Here is a 23,088-nt window from a genome sequence, read left to right as displayed (position 1 = left end):
GGGGCACGGCGCACCGCCATTGCCATCGCGAGCGACGTTTGCGGACGCGCTTGAGGCAGCTTTGGGCCGCCGCGGGTCGCCAAGCCGCAATAGTGGCGCATCACAAATCTCATGACAAAATCATTTCGCGCGCGAGCGCGCTGCGAGGCGAGAACTAGGGCGGCTCAGGCGAAAAAGTGTGGCGCGTTTGCATCAGCAACCGGCTCGGCTGCCATGCAAGGACCAGGGAGGAGCGACGGAGCGCGCTGCGGCGCGAGTCAGATCAGTTGCGGTAAAGCCAGGGATCGGGCGCACGCGTCCCGGGGCTCGGGGGCCGCGGCGCGACGCGCCCGGATTCGCGCTCTTCGTTGTAGCGCGTGACCGCGTCGCGAATTGAACCGGCTCTTACATAGGCCGAATTATCGGGTGGGCGAGGCACGTTTCGGCCGTTCTCGCTGACAGGCCGGTACGGTATGCCTCCCGGGGCGGCGCGCGGCAACAAGCGTTCGTGACGTGAAGACGCGGGGGCCCGCGAGCGCGGTGAACGGTCCGTTTCCGGATAGGTGCTGCGCGCGATCTGTAGGTAGTCCGCGCCGGGCTGCCGGACGAATGCCGGATGCGTCGAGAACGCGCCGAAGCCGAAGCTCGCCGGTTGCCGGAAGCTGACCGCACCGGCATGCGCCGGCATAGGCGGCGCGGCTTGCGCGAGCGACATCGCAGCCGCGCAAATCGCGGCCGTCATCCAACGCCCGATGGTTTGAAAACCCGCATCCGCCATGATTGATCCACTCGCCCGCGGCTACGCCTCTTACTCTATTGCAGCAACATCGTCTTTACCGAAGCTTGATCGGAGGAAAGGCTGGAGGGGCGCGCCGCAAGGGTAATTTATGGGCCACCCTCGGGTGTGTCGAGGCAAAAAGTGTTATGCGCTCGACGCCGTTGTAACCTGGTGTTACCGACATCTCTTTTTTCCGCCAAGCGTGCCGCAAATGCAGTAATCGGCGTATTCGAGTTCGGTCCGTGAGATCATCGAGGGTCTGTTTTCGCCCTGGCTTGCCCTGGTTTTTATTCATCGCTTCTTTGCCGTTTTTCCGCTCGACGCCGACATGCCCCGTCTGCCGTTTTTGATTCCCGATCGTTTCACGCTTTCGCTCGTGGGCACTGTCGTCCTCGCGAGCGTCATGCCGTGCCGCGGAGAAGCGGCCGTTGCAGTCAACGCGTTGACGAACGTCGCCGTCGGTCTGCTCTTTTTCCTGCATGGCGCCAAGCTGTCGCGCGAGGCGGTGCTCGCGGGCGCCACGCATTGGCGTCTGCATGCGCTCGTGCTGGCCAGCACGTTCATTCTGTTTCCGTTGCTCGGCCTCGCGTTCAAGCCGCTATTCTCGCCCCTCGTGTCGCCCGCCCTTTACGCGGGCGTGCTCTTTCTTTGCACGCTGCCATCGACCGTTCAATCATCGATCGCCTTTACATCGATCGCCCGAGGCAACGTGCCGGCGGCCGTCTGCGCGGCGTCGGCGTCGAGCCTCATCGGCATATTCGTGACGCCGGCGCTCGTCGGCATCGTCGTCGACAGCCAGTCCGCCGCGGTGCGCTCGCCCTGGCACACAGTCGGCAACATCGTGGCCCAACTGCTCGTTCCGTTCGTCGCGGGACAACTGCTGCGACCGGTCGTCGCGCCGTGGCTCGATCGCCACCGTCGCGCACTGCGTTTCGTCGATCAAGGCTCCATCCTCCTCGTCGTGTACATGGCATTCAGCGAAGCGATCAACGAAGGGCTGTGGCAGCACCTGGGACTGAGGACGCTCGCCGGCCTGGTGGTCGCGGATGGCACATTGCTCGGCGCGGCACTCTTGATTACGGGATGGGTCGGCAAGCGGCTTAGCTTCGATCGCGCCGATCGCATCACGATCGTTTTTTGCGGATCCAAGAAGAGCCTCGCCTCGGGCATTCCGATGGCCAAGGTCATTTTCTCGTCCCAGGCAATCGGCATCGCGGTGCTGCCCCTGATGCTGTTTCATCAAATGCAGCTGATGGTCTGCGCCGCCCTCGCGCAGCGCTGGGGCGACCGCGCGGCGCGCGCCGAAACGCTGCCCGTCGACGCGCGCTGAACCGCGATCAAGGCTCTTGCAGCATTAATATGATGAATAGTCCGACACGCCCGGCAACCCATTAATCGAGGCGTTCTATAAAGGCGATAGTCTTGGCATCGCCGACATTCACAATTGCAATTAACGATCGGCTCGACTCGCAAACGTTTGCTATTTGATTCTTGCTCGGAATCTCACTACCTGTTTGAAACGAACGTCCGCCGCACACCGTCTTTCGAACAATAGAAGAACGTGGAAGAAACCGCTATAGACGATACTGCCCCGGCTATGGACCATAGGATTACTAAATATCGTTAAACGTATCCCAACCGGGAATCCGCACATTAGAATGGCGCGACGGAACGAGCTGTCGGTTCCGTAATGCTTAGTTGCGCATCCAAAAGAGAGAAAAATGAGCAGCGAGGACCGATCTGAAGAGGATCGTCTCGACGGGGGGAATCGGCTCCGTCGTAAGCGGCGCTGGCCGGGGCAGCGCGCCAAGACGATCGATACTCCGCAAGAAAGCCAGTCATTCGAGGATTACGCCGCCGAAAGGCTCTCGTCGTTCCTCAGCGCGCAGTTGCTGACCTTGCTCGTGGGCTATGTCGTGCTCGTCGCCGGCGATATCTGGTTCAGGCACGGCCTCGCCACCGTGGCAGCGGTCCTTGGCGCATTGCCCGCAATGCCGATGGGGGCGGCGCTCGTCGTCGCGTGGGCGCCGCGCAGCGGCTTGCGCGCGAGCCTCGCCGCGCTCGCGTTCATTGCGGCGCTTGAGGCCGGCATTGTCCTCCATGCCGTGCACTGGGGGGAGGACCCGGCGATCGTTCTGCCCGCCTTCGTCCTCGTTCCGCTCACGTTCAGCCCGGTCCTGCTGCGCGGCTGGGATTTCGCGGCGGCGGCGGCGTTTGCGGCGGCCGGACCGGTAGCGCTGCTCGCATTCAGCGCACCGCCGGCTCCCGAGCGGTTCGGCGTGGCGCTCTCGATCGTCGCCGCCATTTCGGCGAGTCTCGTGACGAACCTGTTCGCCCTGCGCTCGCAAAAGAAGAACTTTCGCCTCGAAGTGCAGCTGCGCGCTTTCGCGGATATCGACGAGCTCACTCAGCTGCCGCGCCGGCGCCGCGTGTTCGAGCTCGGCCGGCGCCTCATCCACCGCGCCGAGCGCACAGGTCAGCCGCTCTCGGCGCTTTACATCGACGCGGATTACTTCAAGTCGGTCAACGATCGGTTCGGCCACGACGCGGGCGACCGCGCGCTGCGGCTCATCGCGCGCGGAATTCAGGACAGTCTGCGTCCCACGGACGTCTGTGGCCGCTTCGGCGGCGAGGAGTTCGTCGCGCTGTTGCCGGGCAGCGATCAGATCGACGCCGCGCGCGCCGCCGAGAGGCTGCGCAAGCGGATCGAGGAGATGCGACAGTTCGAAGTGACGCTGACGATCAGCGTCGGCGTCGCTCAGCATGTGCGCGGCGAGCAGATCGATCGAGTGATTCGCCGCGCCGACGCCGCGCTCCTCGACGCCAAAGGGAGCGGCCGCAATCGCGTTGTGATCGCACCGCGTCCGCCCGAGCACGGGCTGCCCGCAACCGATGCGGGACCGCGCCCGGAGCCAGGCCCGAGCGCCCAGGGCGCCGCGCCGGGCTCCGCGACAAAGGAGTCCGCCACTCATGGCGACGCGCCGTGTTCGCGCGAGCCGATCACCGACTGAAGCATCGGAGGGCCGGCGGCAGGCATGGCGCGCACCAAAGCGGTGCAACGCTTCACGAAAAATTCATTCAACTCTCAAGCATTCCGGTCGTTAAGCCGAGAGTCGTACTGGTACGCCCAATTGCCCGCCATTGCCCTTCATGTCATCACATCTTTCGCCGCCGAATGAGCCGAAGATCGCCGAGCTCATCGAGGGGCGCGCGCTGTCCGCGGTCTTCCAGCCGATCGTCGACTTCGGCGGCGGCACGATTCTCGGCTATGAGGGCCTCATACGCGGGCCGGCCGGGACCTTCCTCGAATCGCCCGGGGCGCTCTTCGCGCAAGCGGCGCGCGAAGGCCTGTCCGTCGAACTCGAGCATGCGGCCGCCGCCGCTTGCGTCGCCGCATTCGCCGAACTCGGCTGCGAAGGCAAGCTGTTCCTGAATTTCAGCGCCGAAGCGATCGCCACGCTCGGCCGCACGCGTGAGCACGCCGCCGATTGGCTCGGTCGGCAAGGCATGCCGATCGAGCGCATCGTGCTCGAGCTCACCGAGCAATGTGCGATCGACAACGTGGCGGGCTTCGAACCGATCGTCGCCGCGTTGCGCGAAACGGGCGCGCAGTTCGCGCTCGACGACTACGGCACGGCCAACGCGAGCATGAACCTCTGGGTCAGGCTGCAGCCCGACGTCGTCAAAATCGACCGCTTTTTCATCGACGACATCGCGAAGGACCCGCTCAAGTTCGAGGCCGTGCGCGCGATGCAGCACTTCGCGGGAGCGAGCGGCGCGCGGCTCGTCGCGGAGGGGATCGAAAAGGAAGCGGACCTCATCGTCGTGCGCGACATGGGTATCTCGTTCGGACAGGGCTACTTCTTCGGGCGCCCGCAGGCGCGCGCGCCGCGGGCCGTCTCGGATGCGGCCAAGGAGGCGCTCGGCGCCGGACACATCGCCGTGTTTCCGGGCGCGCGGCGCAGCGCGATCCCCGGGTCGCCGTCCGGCGGCATGGCGGCGGCGAAAATGCTCGTGCAGGCGCCCGCGCTCGATCGCAGCGCGAGCAACAACGACGTGCTCGATCTCTTCAATCGCTTGCCGGCGCTGCATGCGCTCGCGGTCGTCGAACAGGGGGAGCCGGTCGCGCTCATCAACCGCCGCAGCTTCATGGACCGCTATGCCCTGCCCTATCATCGCGAACTGTTCGGCAAGCGTCCCTGCATGCTGTTCGCGAACGCATCGCCCGTCATCATCGAAAAATCGATGACGGTCGAGCAGATGGCGAAGCTGCTCGCGAGCGACGATCAACGCTACCTTGCCGACGGCTTCGTCATTACGGATCAGGGCAAGTACCTCGGCCTCGGCACGGGCGAAAGCCTCGTGCGCGCCGTCACGGAAGTGCGCATCGAAGCGGCCCGCTATGCGAACCCCCTCACGTTCCTGCCCGGCAACATCCCGATCAGCTCGCACATCGCGCGGCTCGTCGAGCATCACGTCGAGTTTCACGCATGCTACGTCGATCTCAACCATTTCAAGCCGTTCAACGACCGCTACGGCTATTGGCAGGGCGACGAAGTTCTCAAGTTCTCCGCGGCCGTGCTTGCGCAAGCCTGCGACCCGACGCGCGATTTCCTCGGGCACGTCGGCGGAGACGACTTCCTGATTCTTTTCCAGAGCGAGGATTGGAGAGAACGGGCCTCGTCGGCGATCGCGACGTTCAACTCCGGCGCGCTTCGCTTTTACGCCGACGAGGACCGTGAAGCGGGCGGCATTCATGGCGAGGATCGGCGCGGCAATCCGTCCTTCTTCGGCTTCGTGACGATGGCCATCGGCTGCGTGCGCGTGAAGCCAGCACCCGAGAGCCGCGCCCGCTACGGCAGCGAAGAAATCGCGTCGGTCGCGGCGCTCGCGAAGCACCGCGCCAAGCAAGAAGCGAGCGGTTTCTACCTGATCGACATCGATGAGGGCGCGACGGTCCTGCATCAGCACGACAACGCATCGCCGACACCGCGCGCCGCCTTGGCGCTCGACTAGTGCGGTCGAGGCGCTGCCCGCCTCTGCCCCGCCTCTGCCCCGCCTTCGCCCCGCCTTCGCCCCGCCTCTGCCCCGGCCCCGGCCCCTCTGACTAGATCGCCCCCGGCAAGAGCCGGGGCATGCCGCTTCTGGCGTGTTTAGTTCTATTTACTAAACAAGACAAAGTTCTATCTCACGCGCTACACCAAGGTTTCCAGGGAATTCCCCAACCGATCAGCGACTGTTTCCGGAAGTTTTTACTATACAATCGGCGCGATTCGCAGCGACGGACGAAAGATGCACGATGGCGACGACCATTCGCGACATTGCCCGCGCGGCTAACGTGTCGATCGGCACGGTATCTCGCGCGCTCAAGAACCAGCCGGGCCTCTCCGAGGCCACGCGCGTGCGCGTCGTCGAAACGGCTCGGCGCCTAGGCTACGACGCGGCGCAATTGCGCCCGCGCATCCGTCGTCTTACGTTCCTTTTGCACCGTCAGCACAACAACTTCGCCGCGAGCCCGTTCTTCTCGCACGTGCTGCACGGCGTCGAGAACGCGTGCCGCGCGCACGGCATCGTTCCCTCGCTGCTGACGGCGGGCCCGACCGAGGACATCGCCGAGCAGCTGCGCCTGCATGCGCCCGACGCGATCGCCGTCGCGGGCTTCGTCGAGCCGGAGACACTGGCCGCGCTCGTCGCCATGGGCCGGCCGCTCGTGCTCATCGATTTATGGGCGCCGAATCTGCGCTCCGTCAATCTCGACAACAGCGCCGGCGCCGCGCTCGCCATGCGGCATCTGTTCGCGCTGAACCGCACGCGCGTGGCGTTCATCGGTGGCTCTCTCGCGCACTACAGCATCGCGCAGCGCGCGCTCGGCTATCGGCGCGCGTTTTTCGAAGCGGGATTGCTTTTCGATCCCTCGCTCGAAACGACGATCGACGCCAATCTGCCGCCCGATGCCGGCGCCGCCCTCGCGATGCAGCGCCTGCTCGACGCGCGCGCGGGCGACGAGGCGCCGAACGCAGTCTTTGCTTACAACGACGTCGCGGCACTCGCCGCGATGCGCGTTTGCCTCGCACGTGGCTTGCGCGTGCCGGAGGACATTGCCATCGTCGGTTTCGACGACATACCCGCCGCCACGCAGGCCGCGCCGCCGCTCACGACGATCGCGGCCGACAAGGAAGCGCTCGGCTCGCGCGGCGTCGAACTATTGCTCGACGATTCGCCGGCCGAGTTCCAGGTACGCCTGCCGGTAAGACTCGTCGTGCGCGCGAGCTCGGCCCACGCCTCGTACACGGGAAGGGCGGGCACGCCCCGCGCGCTCGACATGACGAGCAGCCATTCGGAAACAACACCATGACGAAACTACCGAACGCCAACAAATCGATGAAAGCGACGACGTCAGCGATAGCGGAACCGGGCGTCATTCATACGAACACCACGGTGCCGCCGGTCGAGAACTTCCGCGATCGCGAATTCCTGCTCGGGCACGTGGCCGACACGCTCGCGTTCTACGGGCCGGCGGTGCACGACCAGACGGGCGGGTTCTTTCACTACTTCAAAGACGACGGGACGGTCTATGACCGGACCCGCCGCCACTTGGTCAGCAGCTGCCGCTTCGTCTTCAACTATGCGATGGCCTATCGCCATTTCGGCGATCCGCAATACCTCGAATACGCACGTCACGGCCTCGCATTCCTGCGCAGCGGGCATTGGGACGCCGAGCACCTCGGTTACGATTGGGAGATCGAATGGCGCAATCGTGAAAAGCGCGCGCTCGATGCGACGCGGCATTGCTACGGGCTCGCGTTCGTGCTGCTCGCGCAGTCCCATGCGGCGATGGCGGGCATCGACGAAGCGAAAATGCAGATCGCCGAGACTTTCGAGTTGATGGAGCACCGCTTCTGGGATCCCGCCGCGGGCCTCTATGCGGACGAGGCAACGCCCGACTGGCGCGTCTCGACCTACCGCGGTCAGAACGCGAACATGCACACGACGGAAGCGCTGCTCGCCGCTTACGAAGCCACCGGCCATCTCGTCTATCTCGATCGCGCCGAGCGAATCGCGACGAATATCACGCAACGGCAGGCCAAGCTCTCGCACGGCCTCGTCTGGGAGCATTTTCATGCCGACTGGTCCGTCGACTGGCATTACAACGAAGAGGACAGCTCGAACATTTTTCGCCCCTGGGGCTTTCAGCCGGGGCACCAGACGGAGTGGGCGAAGCTGCTGCTGATCCTCGAGCGGCACCGGCCGCTGCCATGGCTGTTGCCGCGCGCGATCGAGCTTTTCGACGCGGCGCTCACGCATGCCTGGGACGACGAGCATGGCGGGCTCTGCTACGGCTTCGCCCCAGACGGCACGGTTTGCGACCACGACAAGTACTTCTGGGTCCAAGCCGAGACGCTGGCCGCGGCCGCGCTGCTCGGACGGCGCACGGGCAGCGAACGGTTCTGGGACTGGTACGACGAAATCTGGCGCTATAGCTGGACGCATTTCGTCGATCATCGATACGGTGCCTGGTACCGCATCCTCACCTGCGACAACCGCAAGTACAGCGACGAGAAGAGCCCGGCCGGAAAGACCGACTATCACACGATGGGCGCTTGCTACGAAGTGCTCAATGCACTCGACGAAAGCGAAAGCGCCTGCGCGCCCACCCTGGAACCACGCTCATGAGCACGAAATTTTCCGCCGACTTCCCGCTCTTCGTGAGCGCGGGCGACATTCTCACCGACCTGGTACGCATGCGCGACGCGCAATGGGTCTCGCACGCGGGCGGCGCGGGATGGAACGTCGCGCGCGCCGTCGCGCGCCTCGGCGTGCCGAGCGCCTGCGCGGGTGCGCTCGGGCTCGATTGCTTTTCCGACGTGCTCTGGAACGCGAGCGCGGCAGCCGGGCTCGACATGCGGTTTTTGCAGCGCGTCGAGCGGGCGCCGCTGCTCGCGATCGTTCATGAAACGCAGCCGCCAGCCTATTTCTTCATCGGCGAAGCGAGCGCCGATCTGGCGTTCGATCCTGAGCTGCTGCCCGAAGGCTGGGAAAAAGCCGTGCAATGGGCGCATTTCGGCGGCATCAGCCTCGCCCGGCAGCCGCTCGGCGCCACGCTCGCGACGCTCGCGGCCGAGCTTCGCGCGCGCGGCGTGAAGATCAGCTTCGATCCCAACTACCGCAATCTGATGGAGCACGGCTATCGCCCGATGCTCGAAACGATGGCCGCGCTGGCCGACCTCATCAAGGTGTCCGACGAGGACCTGCGGTGTCTCTTCGGCACCGACGAGGCAAGCGCCATCGAAGCGCTGCGCGCGATGAACCCCGATGCGGCGCTCCTCGTCACGCGCGGCGCAAGCGCGGCGACGCTCTTCGTCGGCGGCGAAACGATCGAGGCCTCGCCGCCGCGCGTCGAAGTCGTCGATACGGTCGGCGCGGGCGATGCTTCGATCGGCGGACTGCTGTTCAGCCTCATGCGGCGCCCGCATGAGGGATGGCGTCAGCATCTGTCGTTCGCGCTCGCGGCCGGCGCCGCCGCGTGCCGCTACGCGGGCGCGCATTCGCCGACGGTCGACGAGGTAGCCGCGCTGTTGCTGGACGCCTGAGTCGTCCCGGCGGGCGGTGAGGCACGCCAGTCTGCCGACGTCGGGCGTTCGACATGTAGGCTTCTCGAACCGGTGCTACGATGCAATGCATCCACTCGATTGAGAGGAGCGGCATCATGGACGACGTCACCTACACCAAGGGAATCTATACGGCGACCGTGACGGTACGCCAGCTCGCCAACGGCCGATTCCAGGGCGTGGTGTCGCTCGCCCGGGACGACGCGACCGAACGCGAGACGACGGCCTACGAAGTCGAGGCGCCGAATACGACGGCAACGGAAGCTTTGGAGGAAGGCAAGGCGCTCGCTCACCGGATTCTCGGCGAGCTGGAGTTATAGGCGCATCGACCGGACGCCAGTCGCGAAAAGCCCTCCCTCCCCGCAACGGTTCCCGCCTGAATCCCGAACGCTCGCCGCGGCAAGCAAAGGAAGGTGCATATGGCCGAGCAACTTTATCTCTACGGTGTCTATTCGATTCACGTTCGTCCGATTCCGCTCGAGCGCGCGCATTGGGATGCCGAGTACGAAATCCGCCATCAGGACAAGCCGGTGCAAACGTGGACGACCGTCGGCGGCGACGTCGGCTACGAGCACGAGGCCGATGCTATCGAGGCGGCCCATCAGCAGGCGATCGCCGATATCGAGCGCGGCGCCGGCGTGCCAAAGCCGAGAGCGTTTCCCTGAAGCGCGCGTGGTTGCCGCTCGGGAAAACGAACGAAGCGAGAAGGCACGTGGTACGCTCAGGCCCGATCCGAACCCAGGGCCTGCGCCATGCGATCGAGTACGCAACAGCAAATTGAACGAGACGCCCCAACGGGTGCGAACATGAGCCGTGCGCGCGGCGAGCGGCGGCGCGCGCGCACGAGCCGCACATTGCGCACGCAGACCGGCAACGTCGTGACGCACAACATGCCGCAGCCGCTCTTCCTCGATGTCTATCACCGGGCGCTGACGGCCAGCTGGCCTCACTTCTTCGCGGCGCTCGCCGCGCTTTTTCTGCTGCTGAACACCGGGTTCGCGTTGCTTTATCTCTGCGGATCGGCATCGATCGCCAATCAATCGCCACCCGGCTTTCTCGGCGCGTTCTTCTTCAGCGTGGAGACGCTGGCGACCGTCGGCTACGGGGACATGCATCCGCAGACCGTCTACGCGCATATCGTCGCTACGCTCGAAATCTTCATAGGCATGTCGAGCATCGCTCTGGCGACCGGCCTGATCTTCGTGCGGTTCTCGCGTCCGCGCGCGCGCATCATTTTTTCGCGCTACGCCATCGTGCGTCCGCTCGACGGCCGCTCGACGCTGATGGTACGCGCCGCGAACGCGCGCCAGAACGTGATCGTCGAAGCGCAGGCGAAGCTGCGGCTCATGCGCCGCGAATCGACGCCGGAGGGCTATTCGCTTTGGCGCATCACCGACCTCACGCTCGTGCGCGATCGGCACCCGATCTTCCTGCTCGGATGGAATCTGATGCACGTCATCGACGAAACGAGCCCCCTCTATGGCGAAACTCCGGCGAGCCTCGCCGCCAGCAAAGCTTCACTGATGATCTATCTCGAAGGGGCGGACGAAACGACGACACAGCTCATGGAAGCGCGCTACACGTGGTCGCACGAGGCCATTCGCTGGCGGCATCGGTTCATCGACCTGCTCTATGACGACGAAGATGGCGTGCGGCATATTGACTACGAGCACTTCCACGACGTCGTCGCGCTTACGCCCGAGGAGGAAAATTCCTCTCCACAAGAGCTCGAATCGCGTACAAAGCACCACGACGCGACGGACAAGCAGTCGATATAGCAAAAAACCTCCGCTATTGGCGGGAAAGAATGAAGGTTTCCGGCGTTCGCGAGATCCGCAAGCGCACGAGATAAGGAGACCCGCCATGACAGCCCGCCTTCCGATCGACGGCATACCCGCCCTTTCGGACTACCAGCTCACCGATAATCTGGCCGCCACACGCGGACGCATCTTTCTGACGGGCACTCAGGCGCTCGTGCGCATCCTGCTGACGCAGCGGCGGCTCGACCGCGCGCGCGGGCTGAATACGGCCGGCTTCGTGAGCGGCTACCGCGGCTCCCCGCTCGGCATGGTCGACCAGCAACTCTGGAAAGCGAAGAAGCTGCTCGAGGCGCACGACATCCGCTTTCTGCCCGCGATCAACGAAGAGCTCGGCGGCACGGCGGTGCTCGGCACGCAGCGCGTGGAAGCCGACGAAGCGCGCACCGTCGACGGCGTATTCGCGATGTGGTACGGGAAAGGGCCGGGCGTCGACCGCGCGGGCGACGCGCTCAAGCACGGCAACGCCTACGGGTCGTCCCCGCACGGCGGCGTGCTCGTCGTGGCGGGCGACGATCACGGGTGTGTCTCTTCGTCGATGCCGCATCAAAGCGACTTCGCGATGATCGCCTGGCAGATGCCGGTCGTGAATCCGGCAAACGTCGCCGAGATGCTCGAGTTCGGCGCTTACGGTTACGCGCTCTCGCGGTTCTCGGGTGCCTGGGTCGGCTTCAAGGCGATTTCGGAAACGGTCGAATCGGGCTCGACGGTCGACCTCGATGCATTGACGACGGAGTGGACCGCGCCCGTCGAGTTGGCGCCGTTTGCCGGCGGCCTGCACAACCGCTGGCCTGATTTGCCGAGCCTCACGATCGAGGCGCGCCTTGCGGCCAAGCTCGATGCCGTGCGCGCCTTCGCCCGCGCGAACTCCATCGATAAATGGGTTGCGGCGAGCCCGAAGGCGAACGTCGGCATCGTCACCTGCGGCAAGGCGCACCTGGACCTGATGGAAGCGTTGCGCCGGCTCGATGTTTCCGTCGCCGACCTCGATGCCGCGGGAGTGCGGATCTACAAGGTCGGAATGTCGTTTCCGCTCGAAACGTCGCGTCTGGACGCGTTCGTCGAGGGCCTCGACGAAGTGCTCGTCATCGAGGAGAAAGGCCCGGTCGTCGAGCAGCAGATCAAGGATCATCTCTACAACCGTATCGCCGGCTCGCGCCCGCGCATCATTGGCAAGCACGATGCGAACGGCGCGCCGCTTCTCTCCGCGCTCGGTGAATTGCGCCCCTCGCGCGTGCTGCCCGTATTCGCCGAATGGCTCGCACGGCACAAGCCCTCGCTCGACAGGCGCGAGCGTGTGGTCGACCTCGTCGCGCCGGAAATCCTCTCGAATGCGGCCGACGCGGTGAAGCGTACGCCTTATTTTTGCTCGGGCTGCCCACACAATACCTCGACCAAGGTGCCCGAAGGCTCCATCGCGCAGGCCGGCATCGGCTGCCACTTCATGGCCTCGTGGATGGATCGCGGCACGACCGGGCTCATCCAGATGGGCGGCGAAGGCGTCGATTGGGTATCGCACTCCATGTTCACGAAGACACGCCACGTTTTTCAGAACCTCGGCGACGGAACGTACTTTCACTCGGGCATTCTCGCGATCCGCCAGGCCGTTGCGGCGCGCACCAACGTCACCTACAAGATTCTTTACAACGATGCGGTTGCGATGACGGGCGGACAACCCGTCGACGGCAGCATCTCCGTGCCGCAAATCGCCCGCCAGGTCGAGGCCGAAGGGGTCTCGCGCTTCGTCGTGGTGTCCGACGAGCCCGAGAAGTACGACGGCCATCACGGACTGTTTCCGAAGGGAACGACGTTCCATGATCGCAGCGAGCTCGATGCCGTGCAGCGCGAGTTGCGCGAGGTGGAGGGCGTGAGCGTGCTGATCTACGATCAGACGTGCGCGGCCGAAAAACGTCGCCGCCGCAAGAAGGGGCAGTTCCCCGATCCGGACAAGCGTCTTTTCATCAACGAGGAAGTCTGCGAAGGCTGCGGCGACTGCGGAGTGCAGTCGAATTGCCTCTCGGTCGAACCCGTGGAAACGCCGCTCGGGCGCAAGCGTCGCATCGACCAGTCATCGTGCAACAAGGATTTCTCGTGCGTGAACGGCTTTTGCCCGAGCTTCGTGACGATCGAGGGCGGCAAGCTGAAAAAGGCGGCGGGCGCGGCATTCGACGAAGCAGCCCTCGATGCGCGCGTCGAGGCACTGCCGTTGCCGACGATGTCGCTCGACGCCGCGCCCTACGACATTCTCGTGACCGGTGTCGGCGGCACGGGCGTGGTGACGGTGGGCGCGCTGATCAGCATGGCCGCTCATCTCGAAGGCAAGAGCGCTTCCGTGCTCGACTTCATGGGCTTCGCGCAAAAAGGCGGCTCGGTGCTGTCGTTCGTGCGTTTCGCCGCGCGCGACGAGTGGTTGAACCAGGTCCGCATCGATACGCAGCAAGCCGACCTGCTGCTTGCCTGCGATATGGTCGTCGGAGCAAGCGCGGACGCGTTGCAAACCGTGCGCCATGGTCGCTCGCGAATCGTCGTCAACACGCATGCGATTCCGAACGCAACCTTCGTGCGGAACCCGGACGCGAACCTGCATGCCGATGCGCTCATCGACAAAATGCGCCATGCGGCCGGCGCTGAATTCTTGTCGACCTGCGATGCACAGTCGCTCGCGTCGAAGTTCCTCGGCGATACGATCGGCGCGAATATTCTGATGCTCGGCTTCGCCTGGCAACTGGGCCTCGTTCCCGTGTCGCTGGCGGCGCTCTCACGCGCGATCGAGCTCAACGGCGTTGCCGTGGCGATGAACAAGCTCGCCTTCTCGATCGGCCGCCTCGCGGCGGGCGATCCGCGTGCACTCGACGCGCTGTGGGCCGAGCGGCACGGCGCCGCCCGAGCGGCCTCGGCGCCGGCCGGGGACGGCTCGACGGCGAGCATTGACTTCGGCGCGCTCGTGGCCGACCGCGAAGCACGGCTCGCCGCCTACGGCGGCCGACGCTACCTCCAACGCTATCGCGCGCTCGTCGAAGCGGCCCGTCTTGCCGGCAAACGGGTCTCGGCATCGGACGGCGATCGACTTGCCGCCGCCGTCGCGACGACGTTCTATCGACTGCTCGCGGTCAAGGACGAGTACGAGGTGGCGCGCCTGCACACCGCCTCCGCATTCCGCGCGGCACTCGAGGCGCAATTCGAAGGCACGGCCGGCAAAGACTTTCGCGTGAAGTTCAACCTCGCCCCGCCCGCGCTTGCCAAACCAGGGCCCGGCGGCATCCCGCGCAAGATGACGTTTGGGCAATGGCTGTGGCCCGTGCTCGGGCTGCTGGCGAAGTGCCGCGCGTTGCGCGCAACGGCACTCGATCCGTTCGGGCGCACGCTCGAACGCAGGATGGAGCGCGCGCTTGCAAATGACTACGAGCTGACGATGGCACGAGCATTCGACGCGCTCGATCCGTCGAACGCCGAGACGGTCGTGCAACTTGCTCAGTTGCCTGCGCGGGTGCGCGGCTATGGTCACGTCAAACTGGCGAACCTCGCGGCCGTCAAGCGTACCGAGCGCGCGCTGGCCGCGCAGTTGCCGCTCGAGGCGGCCACCAGTACCGCCGTGCAGCAAGCGCTCGATCAAGCGAAAGGCGTCGGGACGCTGCGGGGCATTCCAGTCGTCGCGGCGAAATAGAAGGTGACCAAGCAATCGACCATTGACGAGACCTGTAAAACTACCTAATATCAGGCCACCGTCCAGGTCATCTTCTGCTCGTTAGCCGATCGGTCTAATTGGCGGAAAGACCTGGGATGCCCATACTCGTCACCGTAGGCATCGGGGCGCCGCAACGAGCCCCGATGAAATGAACCATGGAAAGCATTCTTGCCCGCGCCTCGATTGGAATCAGCGAATTGAAGCTCAACCCGACAGCAGCCATCGAACGTGCCCACGGCCCGGTCGCCATTCTGAACCGCAACAAGCCGGTCGCTTATCTCGTTCCGGCCAGCGCTTGGGAGGCGATTTGCGAGCGGCTCGAAGACCTGGAACTGGCGGAAATCGTCAAGGCGCGCAGCGGCGAGACACCGGTGAGCGTCAAGTTTGAAGACCTATGACCTGAAATTTCTGCCGTCAGCGTTAAAGGAGTGGCATCGTCTCGACAAGACTGTTCGCGATCAGTTCAAGAACAAGCTTGCCGAGCGGCTGACGAGTCCGAGGATCGAATCCGCACGCCTTTGCGGCATGCCGCACTGCTACAAAATCAAGCTGGCAGCGCTGGGCTACCGGCTCGTGTATCAGGTGGACGACGGCACCGTCACCGTCGTAGTCGTTGCCGTCGGCAAGCGCGAGCGCAGCGTCGCTTATCGTGCCGCGCTCGTGCGAATTCACTGAGCCTTCAGGCTTCGACGGCTTCGATCCAGTCGATGTCTCCGCACAGCACACGAAGCTGCTCGCCGACGCGTATCGCCAACGATAGCGTGACGCAAGGCAGCGCCTCGTTGATCGACAAATAGGGCTTCGTCACTTGCACGCGCTCGGGCGCTTCCATTGCCGCCCGGAAATACGGCCTGCGCACCCAGTTGGCGCCCTGCGCGTCGGCCACGGGCATGAAGCGCGCCTCGTTGCCGGGACGATCGGCGCGCAGCACGATGTTGCGGCCCGCCTGCCGGCCTTGCGCGTCGAGCAGAAAGCAGCGCGCAGCATGATCGAGTGCAAGGAAATTCCAGCAAACCTCTTCGAGCGGCTCGCCGGCGGCCAGTCGTTCCCCGGCTCGCATGAGCGCGCGGATGTACGGCGCGAGGCGCGCCGCATTGCGCCGCTCGCGCGCCTCGCTCTCCGAGCGATGATGCTCGGCCAGCTCGCCGATGCGCGCGGCCGCGTAGCCGCTATCGGCCGGGCCCGGGCCCGGGCGTCCGAAATGGAAACCCTGCACGAAGTCGGCATCGCAGGCAAAAGCAAGCTGCGCCTCGTGCTCCGTCTCGACGCCTTCGATGAGGACCAGCTTGCCGGCCTCGTGCAACAAGGAGACGAAGCCGGGCAGGATGGCCGCGGCCTGCGTGCGATGCGCCGCATGGGACAGCATCATCCTATCGATTTTGACGATGTCGGGATCGAGCTGCCAGATGCGCTCGAGATTCGAGTCACCCGCGCCGAAATCGTCGAGCGCAATCAGGAATCCCTGCTCGCGAAAGATCCGCACCTCGTCGGCGATCCGATCGAGGTCATGGATGCGCGCCTCTTGCATTTCGAGCACGATCCGGCGCGGCGGCAAATCGAGTCGCGAGAGGCTCGCCGCGAATGCGGCGGCATGATATGAGTCGGTCAACGCGCCCGCATGCACGTTGAGAAAAAGCCACTCGCGCTCGGCGCCGAGCATCTTGAAGTTTTCGAGATGCAGCGTCAGCGCAAGGCGATCGACGTGAAGGAGCTCGCCGCGCCGCGCCGCATCGCCGAAAACGTCGAGCGGCGGGACGGGGCAATCGAACGCGTCATGCGCCCGGAGCAAGCCTTCATAGCCGACGGCCCGCATATGCGCGAGGCTGAAAACAGGCTGAAAGACACTTGTGAGCGTCAGATCGTGGTGACGAAGCGCGTAACGCCGCAGCCCCGAAACGACATCTTGCTCGAACCCGGCGGGCGGTGCGATCGCCGCGTCTTGCAACGACGTGGCCATGGCGATCGCTCGATCATTGCGTATTCCATCTTGAAGGGGGGGAATCAACGACTGCTCCTCGGACTCTCGTTTGATCGTTGAGGCCGTCTAAGCAAGCTCCGTGCAACCCCCACGCGGACGCCCTGTCCGCGCTCTCCTGGCATGTCGGGATGGACCTCGATGCACCGGCGATCGCACCGCTTCGCACCAGGGCGGTGCGCGCCGCTTCGTTCTCGGATGCACCTCTTCGAGGCATGGCTACAGTACCGGCCCACGCACCGCTTCGCGGCGCAAGAACGCGTAGAGCAAAATCGCACCGAACGTCGCGGTGCCGATCCCGCCGAGCGCAAACCCGCCGAACTTCAACGAGAAATCGCCCGCACCAAGAACGAGCGTGACCGCCGCAACGATCAGATTTCGATTGTCGGAAAAGTCGACGCCGTTCGTGACCCAGATCCTCGCGCCCGTCACGGCAATGAGGCCGAAGACGACGATCGATACGCCGCCCAGCACGGGCCCTGGAATCGTCTCGATGAGCGCGCCGAATTTCGGCGAGAAGCCGAGAACGATCGCGATCACCGCGGCGACGACGAACACCAGCGTCGAATAGATCTTGGTCACCGCCATCACGCCGATGTTTTCCGCATAGGTGGTGACGCCCGTGCCGCCGGCGAAGCCCGAGACGATCGTCGCGAGACCGTCGCCGACGAAGGCCCGGCCGATAAAGCGGTCGAGGTTTTGACCTGTCATGGCACTGACCGCCTTGATATGGCCGAGGTTCTCGGCGACGAGGATCACCGCGACAGGCGCGAGCATCGTCATCGCGTGGGGATCGAAGACGGGCGAGCGGAAATTCGGCAGTCCGAACCATGCTGCGTTGGCGACGATCGAAAAGTCGATCGGCCGGCCGAGGCCCATTCCGTTGGCAACGATCGCGTAGATCGCGTAAGCGATAAGGAGCCCCACGAGAATCAGCAACCGTTGAACCATGCCGCGCGCGAAGACGGCCACGGTGCCGACGCAAAGCACGGTCACGAGCGCCATCCATGCATCGAATGTCGAGGTGCTGACACCCTTGACGGCAATCGGCGCCAGATTGAGGCCGATCACCGCGACGATCGAGCCCGTAACGACGGGCGGCATCAACGTCTCTATCCAGCGTGTGCCGACTGCCGCGACGATGAATCCGATGATCGCGTAGACGATTCCGCAGGCGATGATGCCGCCGAGCGCGACGGCGACGTTGGGATTCGGGCCATGCCCGCTATAGGCGGTGACCGTAATGACGAGGCCGATGAACGAAAAGCTCGAGCCCAGATAGCTCGGTACGCGCCCGCCGACGAGCAAGAAAAAGAGCAGCGTGCCGATGCCCGACATGAAGATGCAGAGATTCGGATCGAAACCCATGAGCAACGGCGCGAGCACCGTCGAACCAAACATGGCCACGACGTGCTGAATGCCCATCGCGATCGTCTGCGGCCATGCGAGACGCTCTTCAGGACCGACGACACGGCCCTCGATGGCGCCGGGCGCGAGGCGCCAGCGCGGGAAATAGGAATCGGCCATGTTCGTTGCGCTCCTTTGTCGACGTGTTGCCTTCTTATCGTGGAGACGCGCCGCGACGGTGCGGCGCAGCGGTCAACGCGCGAGTGTACGGAGGGCAACTGGCGCTGGCAAGCGATCAGAATTGCGTCTTGAGCGGCGCATGCGTGGACCCGGGGTGCCGGGAGCCGACCCGGAAGACGGCGACAGCCGCCTTGAGCTCGCGCGCCTGATCGGCCATCGAGCCGGCCGCCGCCGCCGCTTGTTCGACGAGCGCCGCGTTTTGCTGCGTGACCTGGTCCATTTGCACGACCGCACGGTTGACCTGCTCGATGCCCGTGCTCTGCTCGGCCGAGGCGGCCGAGATTTCGCCCATGATGTCAGTCACACGCTGGACGGCCTGCATGACTTCGGCCATCGTTTTCCCCGCGCGCTCGGCGACTTGGGCACCGGAATCGACGCGCGACGTCGAGCCTTCGATCAGCTCCTTGATCTCTTTCGCCGAGACGGCGCTGCGCTGGGCGAGCGCGCGCACTTCGCCGGCGACGACCGCGAAGCCGCGGCCCTGCTCCCCCGCGCGCGCTGCTTCCACCGCGGCATTGAGCGCAAGAATGTTGGTCTGGAAGGCAATGCTTTCGATGACGGCGATGATGTCGGTCATGCGCTTGGAGCCGTCCGCAAGCTCGCGCATCGTCTCGACGACTTGCTTCACGTAACCGCTGCTCGTCTCAGCAACCTCCGATGCGCCGCCCGCGAGCCCGCTCGCCTGCCGCGCATTGTCGGCGTTGTTGCGCACGGTCGAGGTCAGTTCTTCCATGCTTGATGCCGTTTCCTCGAGAGACGCCGCCTGCTCTTCCGTGCGCTGGGACAAATCCGTGTTGCCGCGAGCCAGCTCCTGCGCCGCCGTCGCGATGGAATCGCTCGACGTGCCGATGCTCGAAACGATCTGCACGAGTCTTTCCCGCATATTCTTCAGGGCCCAAAGCAGGCTTTCGGTATCGCCGGCCCGGGTGTCGATCGGGACCGACAGGTCCCCCTGCGCGATTCGATTCGCGATTTCCACCGCATCGGCCGGCTCGCCGCCGAGCTGACGCGACAGCTGCCGCGCGATGAACCATGCGAGCAGCACGCCCATGGTGATCGAGGCGAAGATGAAGGCAAGCATCGTCAGCCGCACGGATTCATAGGTCGCTTGAGAGCCGCGCACCGCGGTCTGAGCGAGGTCGTACTTGCGCTTGATCAGCGCCTCGAATGTGTCGCGCAACGCGCTGCTCGCCGCGCTCGCGCGCGACAATTTTGCCTCGTCGCTCGCGCCCATTTCGGCGCGCAGCGCATCTTCCCACTCTTGTTCCTTTTTCATCGCGTCGGCGAACAGTACGCGCCCTTGCTCGGTATGGATCGTTTCGGGGAAGCGCTCCAACGATTCATGAAGTCGGGCGAGCGACTGTGTCAGCCGCTCCTTCAGCTGTTGCTTCACCGCTTCATCAGTCGCGTAGCGCAGTTGTGCCTCGGCAAGGTCCGCGTTGAGCCGCTGCCGGTTGCCTTCCTCGACGTAGTAAAGCCCGTTCATCTCCTTGGTACTGATCTGTTCGGCGACGTCGCGCATGGCGGACACGCCCCACAGGCCCGCCCCGCCGACGAGCGCCCCCAATCCCACGACGAATGAAAATGCCAGGAGAAGCTTGTTGAAGACGGTCATGCGGGCAAGCCAAATCATTTCGGAATCCTCAGTAAATTGCGCGGAAAGCACCCGAACGGATGCGGCGTTGGCGGGTGCACCGCCTCGCCTGTGTTACGGCTCCGACGCAATCTTCTTGAGATCCGGTCATGCCCGGGGTTGACTAATCTCCCGTCTGTCGAGGCTCGACCCTGCCGTACGATTAGTAGTACGAAACAGTAAACGCGCCGCGCTCGTCGATGTCGAGCGAGAGTGTGTCGAGATCAGCTGCGTCGCCCATCCGCGCCAGGATTTCTTGCGAGAGCATCGGCATCACCGCGCCGCGCAAAATGAAATCGATGTTGCGCGCCCCCGTCTCGACTTCGGTGCAACGTGCCGCGATGGTGTCGACGACAGCGTCGGAATAGGCTAGCCGAAGCTTGTTGCCGCGTGCGAGACGCTGCGCCAGCTTGTCGAGTTTCAGCCTGACGATCGCGGCCATTGCGTCGGCCGCCAACGCATGGAACGGGACGACGGTCATCCGCGCGAGCAGCGCGGGCTTGAAGTGAGCTGACAGGATCGGCCGCACGGCCGCCAGTATCGCGTCGGCGTCGGGCCGTGCGCCGTTCGCCGTCAGCTCGGTGATGACGTCGCTCGCCAGGTTGGACGTCAGAAAGACGACCGTATTGGAGAAGTCGATCGTCTTCCCCTCTCCGTCCGACAGTACGCCCTTGTCGAATACCTGATAGAAGAGGTTCATGACGTCGAGGTGGGCCTTTTCCACTTCATCGAGCAGGACGACGGAGTACGGCCGTTGGCGCACCGCTTCGGTCAGCAAGCCACCTTCGCCATAACCGACGTAACCGGGCGGCGATCCGATCAGGCGGCTCACGTTATGGCGTTCTTGAAACTCGCTCATGTTGACGGTGATCGTCGATTTCTCGTCGCCGAAAAGCATATCGGCGACGGTCAGCGCGGTCTCCGTCTTACCTACACCCGACGGCCCCACGAGCAGGAACACGCCCATCGGCTGCTGCGGGTCCTTCAGGCCGGCGGCCGATGACTTCAGGATCTCCGCAATCTGATCCATCGCAGAGTCCTGTCCGCGCACGCGCCGCTTGAGCGTCTCGGCCATGTGCAGGATCACCTGGGCCTGGTCGCGCTGGAGCTTGCCGAGCGGAATGCCGGTCCAATCGCTGACCACCTTGGCCACCACGTCCGGATCGACGTCGACGCGCACCAGCGGCGCTTCGCCCTGAGCGTCGCCGAGTGCCGCCTGCGCGTCGGCCACGGCCTGGCGCAGCCGTTCGAGCTCGGATTGCGGCTTGGCCGCGGCGCCCGCCTCGGCCAACGCCGCGCGTGCGGCGAGCAACGCCTGGGCCGTCGATTTCTGCGCAAGCCAGTGCGCGGACAACGATTCTCTGGTTGCGTCCAGCTCGGCCAATTCGGCGGCGATCTCGTCGAGTCGGCTCTCGTCGACGGCCTGCAGATTGTCGCGATCGCGTTCGAGCCCGGCCCGCTCGCGCTTGAGCGCCTGGATCGCGCGCTCCGCATCTTCGAGCACGTCGGGCTTTGCGCTTTGCAACACCTTGACGCGAGCGCACGCGGTATCGAGCAGGTCAATCGCCTTGTCCGGCAACTGTCGGCCCGTGATATAGCGGCTCGACAATTCCGCCGCGGCGACGATAGCGTCGTCGCGCATGACGACGCGATGCTCCGCTTCGTAGCGCTCCTTCAATCCGCGCAGAATCAGCACCGCGGTGCGAACGTCCGGCTCATCGAGCTTGACGAGCTGGAAGCGCCGCGCGAGCGCCGCATCTTTCTCGAAGTACTTCTTGTATTCGGACCACGTCGTCGCGGCGATCGTGCGCAGCTCGCCGCGAGCGAGCGCGGGCTTCAACAGATTGGCCGCGTCCGACGAGCCGGCCTGCCCCCCGGCGCCGATCAGCGTATGGGCTTCGTCGATGAAGAGGATGATCGGCTTCGCGGACGCCTTGATCTCGTTGATGATCCGCTTCAAGCGATTCTCGAACTCACCCTTGACGCTCGCACCTGCCTGCAGTAGGCCCATATCGAGCCCCAGAAGCGTTACGCCGCACAGCGACTCGGGGACATCGCCTTCGACGACGCGCAACGCAAGGCCCTCCACCACCGCCGTCTTGCCGACGCCGGGGTCGCCGACGCAAATCGGGTTGTTTTTGCGTCGGCGAGCGAGGATATCGACCATCTGCCGAATCTCGGGGTCGCGGCCGAACACAGGGTCGATCTGTCCTGCTCGAGCCTTCTCCGTGAAGTTTTCGCAGTACTTGGCGATAGCGCTGCCCTCGCCGCCCGCGCTTGCGCTTGGCCGTCCCCCCGCTGCCTGAGCCGGCTCATCGGCGCTCGTCGCCGTTTCGAGCGAGGTGGCGCAGACCCGGCCGAAGCTTTCGAGCAAGGCGTCGCGATTCACGCGTCGCAGCATGTCCGCGTAGCTTCCCGCTGCAAGAAACGTGGCGCGCGCAATCAGCGCGACGAGGATGGCGCCTGACCGTACACGCGTTTCGGCGAGATCGACGGATGCGATGAGCCACGCATCCTGCAACAGCTCGAGCAGCAACGGCGAAAACACTGGACGACCCGCATTGCCGGTCCGGAAATCTTCGGTGGCCCGGGTAAGTGAGCGCTTCAGCGCTGCTGCGTCGATGCCATGCTGACGCAGCAGCAGCGGGATGTCCGCCTGGTCGTCGTCGAAGAGCTCGAGCAGCAAGTGTTCGACAGTGACTTCGTAGTGCCCTTGCGATACGCAGCGCCCCGCGCTATCCGCCAGCGCTTGCCTGCAATAGTCATTGAGGCGGTCCACCAACGGCTTCATGTCGACTAACAGCATGGCCATGCTCTCCTTTGTTCGAGTCTTCGTTCGTTGCCCGCATCGGTGCGGCGGCGCGTCTCTCAGCGCGCCGTGCAATGTCATGCCGCCATCGCAAAGGCGAATTCTACGAAAAATCGAGCCGGCCAGAAAAAAAGCCGGCTGCGTGTTGCGGCAGCCGGCACGGGGCCACGCCGTCGATCACCGGACTCGAAGCTCGAACGGTGAAGCGACGGCGGA

At 64.7% G+C, this 23,088-nt stretch carries 17 protein-coding genes; 12 read left to right on the top strand and 5 right to left on the bottom strand.

Annotated features, from left to right (window positions below; all coding sequences use genetic code 11):
• Positions 1 to 262 precede the first annotated feature (262 nt).
• Entirely contained in the window at positions 263 to 757 is a 495-nt protein-coding gene (locus AB4Y31_RS10580) for a hypothetical protein (protein ID WP_368673885.1), read from the bottom strand.
• A gap of 328 nt (positions 758 to 1,085) precedes the next feature.
• Here AB4Y31_RS10580 and AB4Y31_RS10575 point away from each other — a divergent pair, with 328 nt between their 5' ends.
• From AB4Y31_RS10575 to AB4Y31_RS10520, 12 genes are all read left to right on the top strand, one after another.
• A complete protein-coding gene (locus AB4Y31_RS10575; RefSeq protein WP_368673884.1) occupies positions 1,086 to 2,087 on the top strand; it encodes a bile acid:sodium symporter family protein in 1,002 nt (333 codons plus the stop codon).
• 391 nt (positions 2,088 to 2,478) lie between these two features.
• Entirely contained in the window at positions 2,479 to 3,768 is a 1,290-nt protein-coding gene (locus AB4Y31_RS10570) for a GGDEF domain-containing protein (protein ID WP_368673883.1), read from the top strand.
• A gap of 139 nt (positions 3,769 to 3,907) precedes the next feature.
• Positions 3,908 to 5,773, top strand: a complete 1,866-nt coding sequence (locus AB4Y31_RS10565; protein WP_368673882.1) for an EAL domain-containing protein — start codon at positions 3,908 to 3,910, stop codon at positions 5,771 to 5,773.
• Positions 5,774 to 6,056: 283 nt separating this feature from the next.
• Complete coding sequence (locus tag AB4Y31_RS10560) at positions 6,057 to 7,112, top strand: LacI family DNA-binding transcriptional regulator (protein WP_368673881.1); 1,056 nt, start codon at positions 6,057 to 6,059, stop codon at positions 7,110 to 7,112.
• Between the two features lie 26 nt (positions 7,113 to 7,138).
• The gene (locus AB4Y31_RS10555) at positions 7,139 to 8,431 is read left to right on the top strand and encodes an AGE family epimerase/isomerase (protein WP_368674477.1); all 1,293 of its coding nucleotides are present in this window, start codon (positions 7,139 to 7,141) and stop codon (positions 8,429 to 8,431) included.
• Entirely contained in the window at positions 8,428 to 9,348 is a 921-nt protein-coding gene (locus AB4Y31_RS10550; RefSeq protein ID WP_368673880.1) for a carbohydrate kinase, read from the top strand. The genes AB4Y31_RS10555 and AB4Y31_RS10550 overlap by 4 nt, the downstream gene beginning before the upstream one ends.
• A 116-nt stretch (positions 9,349 to 9,464) precedes the next feature.
• On the top strand, positions 9,465 to 9,686 hold the full coding sequence (locus AB4Y31_RS10545; protein WP_018441134.1) for a hypothetical protein: 222 nt from the start codon (positions 9,465 to 9,467) through the stop codon (positions 9,684 to 9,686).
• A gap of 99 nt (positions 9,687 to 9,785) precedes the next feature.
• Entirely contained in the window at positions 9,786 to 10,031 is a 246-nt protein-coding gene (locus AB4Y31_RS10540; protein ID WP_368673879.1) for a hypothetical protein, read from the top strand.
• Positions 10,032 to 10,256: 225 nt separating this feature from the next.
• Positions 10,257 to 11,144: an ion channel gene (locus AB4Y31_RS10535; RefSeq protein WP_368674476.1), complete on the top strand. Its 888-nt coding sequence runs from the start codon at positions 10,257 to 10,259 to the stop codon at positions 11,142 to 11,144.
• Positions 11,145 to 11,229: 85 nt separating this feature from the next.
• On the top strand, positions 11,230 to 14,847 hold the full coding sequence (locus AB4Y31_RS10530) for an indolepyruvate ferredoxin oxidoreductase family protein (RefSeq protein WP_368673878.1): 3,618 nt from the start codon (positions 11,230 to 11,232) through the stop codon (positions 14,845 to 14,847).
• Positions 14,848 to 15,023: 176 nt separating this feature from the next.
• A complete protein-coding gene (locus tag AB4Y31_RS10525; protein WP_018441138.1) occupies positions 15,024 to 15,266 on the top strand; it encodes a type II toxin-antitoxin system Phd/YefM family antitoxin in 243 nt (80 codons plus the stop codon).
• A complete protein-coding gene (locus AB4Y31_RS10520; RefSeq protein WP_018441139.1) occupies positions 15,253 to 15,543 on the top strand; it encodes a type II toxin-antitoxin system RelE/ParE family toxin in 291 nt (96 codons plus the stop codon). The genes AB4Y31_RS10525 and AB4Y31_RS10520 overlap by 14 nt, the downstream gene beginning before the upstream one ends.
• Positions 15,544 to 15,547: 4 nt before the next feature.
• Here AB4Y31_RS10520 and AB4Y31_RS10515 read toward each other — a convergent pair whose 3' ends face one another.
• The 4 genes from AB4Y31_RS10515 to tssH all read right to left on the bottom strand — a co-directional run bounded on the left by AB4Y31_RS10515 (position 15,548) and on the right by tssH (position 22,869).
• Entirely contained in the window at positions 15,548 to 16,825 is a 1,278-nt protein-coding gene (locus AB4Y31_RS10515) for an EAL domain-containing protein (protein ID WP_368673877.1), read from the bottom strand.
• Between the two features lie 237 nt (positions 16,826 to 17,062).
• On the bottom strand, positions 17,063 to 18,370 hold the full coding sequence (locus AB4Y31_RS10510) for a solute carrier family 23 protein (RefSeq protein ID WP_368673876.1): 1,308 nt from the start codon (positions 18,368 to 18,370) through the stop codon (positions 17,063 to 17,065).
• A gap of 115 nt (positions 18,371 to 18,485) precedes the next feature.
• Positions 18,486 to 20,063: a methyl-accepting chemotaxis protein gene (locus tag AB4Y31_RS10505; RefSeq protein WP_368673875.1), complete on the bottom strand. Its 1,578-nt coding sequence runs from the start codon at positions 20,061 to 20,063 to the stop codon at positions 18,486 to 18,488.
• Positions 20,064 to 20,226: 163 nt separating this feature from the next.
• The gene (gene tssH, locus AB4Y31_RS10500) at positions 20,227 to 22,869 is read right to left on the bottom strand and encodes a type VI secretion system ATPase TssH (protein ID WP_368673874.1); all 2,643 of its coding nucleotides are present in this window, start codon (positions 22,867 to 22,869) and stop codon (positions 20,227 to 20,229) included.
• Positions 22,870 to 23,088 lie beyond the last annotated feature (219 nt).

The sequence above is a fragment of the Trinickia sp. EG282A genome (genome assembly GCF_040965455.1).
GTDB lineage: Bacteria > Pseudomonadota > Gammaproteobacteria > Burkholderiales > Burkholderiaceae > Trinickia > Trinickia symbiotica.
This window is presented reverse-complemented; position numbering and strand designations above follow the sequence as displayed.

Coding starts and splice junctions, on each gene's coding strand:
- AB4Y31_RS10545 (WP_018441134.1), top strand. CDS start 9,465: ATGGACGACGTCACCTACACCAAGGGAATCTATACGGCGACCGTGACG.
- AB4Y31_RS10535 (WP_368674476.1), top strand. CDS start 10,257: ATGCCGCAGCCGCTCTTCCTCGATGTCTATCACCGGGCGCTGACGGCC.
- tssH (WP_368673874.1), bottom strand. CDS start 22,869: ATGCTGTTAGTCGACATGAAGCCGTTGGTGGACCGCCTCAATGACTAT.
- AB4Y31_RS10550 (WP_368673880.1), top strand. CDS start 8,428: ATGAGCACGAAATTTTCCGCCGACTTCCCGCTCTTCGTGAGCGCGGGC.
- AB4Y31_RS10565 (WP_368673882.1), top strand. CDS start 3,908: ATGTCATCACATCTTTCGCCGCCGAATGAGCCGAAGATCGCCGAGCTC.
- AB4Y31_RS10570 (WP_368673883.1), top strand. CDS start 2,479: ATGAGCAGCGAGGACCGATCTGAAGAGGATCGTCTCGACGGGGGGAAT.
- AB4Y31_RS10555 (WP_368674477.1), top strand. CDS start 7,139: ATGAAAGCGACGACGTCAGCGATAGCGGAACCGGGCGTCATTCATACG.
- AB4Y31_RS10530 (WP_368673878.1), top strand. CDS start 11,230: ATGACAGCCCGCCTTCCGATCGACGGCATACCCGCCCTTTCGGACTAC.
- AB4Y31_RS10575 (WP_368673884.1), top strand. CDS start 1,086: ATGCCCCGTCTGCCGTTTTTGATTCCCGATCGTTTCACGCTTTCGCTC.
- AB4Y31_RS10510 (WP_368673876.1), bottom strand. CDS start 18,370: ATGGCCGATTCCTATTTCCCGCGCTGGCGCCTCGCGCCCGGCGCCATC.
- AB4Y31_RS10505 (WP_368673875.1), bottom strand. CDS start 20,063: ATGATTTGGCTTGCCCGCATGACCGTCTTCAACAAGCTTCTCCTGGCA.
- AB4Y31_RS10525 (WP_018441138.1), top strand. CDS start 15,024: ATGGAAAGCATTCTTGCCCGCGCCTCGATTGGAATCAGCGAATTGAAG.
- AB4Y31_RS10540 (WP_368673879.1), top strand. CDS start 9,786: ATGGCCGAGCAACTTTATCTCTACGGTGTCTATTCGATTCACGTTCGT.
- AB4Y31_RS10580 (WP_368673885.1), bottom strand. CDS start 757: ATGGCGGATGCGGGTTTTCAAACCATCGGGCGTTGGATGACGGCCGCG.
- AB4Y31_RS10560 (WP_368673881.1), top strand. CDS start 6,057: ATGGCGACGACCATTCGCGACATTGCCCGCGCGGCTAACGTGTCGATC.
- AB4Y31_RS10515 (WP_368673877.1), bottom strand. CDS start 16,825: ATGGCCACGTCGTTGCAAGACGCGGCGATCGCACCGCCCGCCGGGTTC.